Source organism: Streptomyces sp. NPDC018964 (assembly GCF_044390325.1).
In the GTDB taxonomy this organism is placed as follows: domain Bacteria; phylum Actinomycetota; class Actinomycetes; order Streptomycetales; family Streptomycetaceae; genus Streptomyces.
Map to the genome: position 1 here is coordinate 3510 of NZ_JBIRYZ010000056.1, position 1442 is coordinate 4951.

A 1442-nucleotide genomic window follows, 5' to 3' on the forward strand; every position below is an offset into this window, starting at 1 on the left:
GCTGAGACCTGATGCCGAGCCGATTGTGGTGAAGTGGATGATCCTATGCTGTCGAGAAAAGCCTCTAGCGAGTTTCATGGCGGCCCGTACCCTAAACCGACTCAGGTGGTCAGGTAGAGAATACCGAGGCGTTCGGGTGAACTATGGTTAAGGAACTCGGCAAAATGCCCCCGTAACTTCGGGAGAAGGGGGGCCACATCCGGTGATGAGCTTCGCGCTCTGAGCTGGGGGTGGCCGCAGAGACCAGCGAGAAGCGACTGTTTACTAAAAACACAGGTCCGTGCGAAGCCGTAAGGCGATGTATACGGACTGACGCCTGCCCGGTGCTGGAACGTTAAGGGGACCGGTTAGTCACTCTTCGGGGTGGCGAAGCTGAGAACTTAAGCGCCAGTAAACGGCGGTGGTAACTATAACCATCCTAAGGTAGCGAAATTCCTTGTCGGGTAAGTTCCGACCTGCACGAATGGCGTAACGACTTCTCGACTGTCTCAACCATAGGCCCGGTGAAATTGCACTACGAGTAAAGATGCTCGTTTCGCGCAGCAGGACGGAAAGACCCCGGGACCTTTACTACAGTTTGATATTGGTGTTCGGTTCGGCTTGTGTAGGATAGCTGGGAGACTGTGAAAGCCATACGCCAGTATGGTGGGAGTCGTCGTTGAAATACCAGTCTGGTCGTGCTGGATGTCTAACCTGGGTCCGTGATCCGGATCAGGGACAGTGTCTGATGGGTAGTTTAACTGGGGCGGTTGCCTCCTAAAGGGTAACGGAGGCGCCCAAAGGTTCCCTCAGCCTGGTTGGCAATCAGGTGTTGAGTGTAAGTGCACAAGGGAGCTTGACTGTGAGACCGACGGGTCGAGCAGGGACGAAAGTCGGGACTAGTGATCCGGCGGTGGCTTGTGGAAGCGCCGTCGCTCAACGGATAAAAGGTACCCCGGGGATAACAGGCTGATCTTCCCCAAGAGTCCATATCGACGGGATGGTTTGGCACCTCGATGTCGGCTCGTCGCATCCTGGGGCTGGAGTCGGTCCCAAGGGTTGGGCTGTTCGCCCATTAAAGCGGTACGCGAGCTGGGTTTAGAACGTCGTGAGACAGTTCGGTCCCTATCCGCTGTGCGCGTAGGAGTCTTGAGAAGGGCTGTCCCTAGTACGAGAGGACCGGGACGGACGAACCTCTGGTGTGCCAGTTGTTCTGCCAAGGGCATGGCTGGTTGGCTACGTTCGGGAGGGATAACCGCTGAAAGCATCTAAGCGGGAAGCCTGCTTCGAGATGAGGACTCCCACCCACTTGATGGGGTAAGGCTCCCAGTAGACGACTGGGTTGATAGGCCGGATATGGAAGCACGGTAACGTGTGGAGTTGACCGGTACTAATAGGCCGAGGGCTTGTCCTCAGTTGCTCGCGTCCACTGTGTTGGTTCTGAAACCACGAACAACCCCATG

At 56.2% G+C, this 1442-nt stretch carries 1 rRNA gene (only partly in view); it reads left to right on the forward strand.

Annotated elements, in window-relative coordinates:
* Positions 1-1393: ribosomal RNA gene (locus tag ACH5AO_RS37060) — 23S ribosomal RNA — on the forward strand; it begins 1798 nt to the left of the window's first position.
* Positions 1394-1442 lie beyond the last annotated feature (49 nt).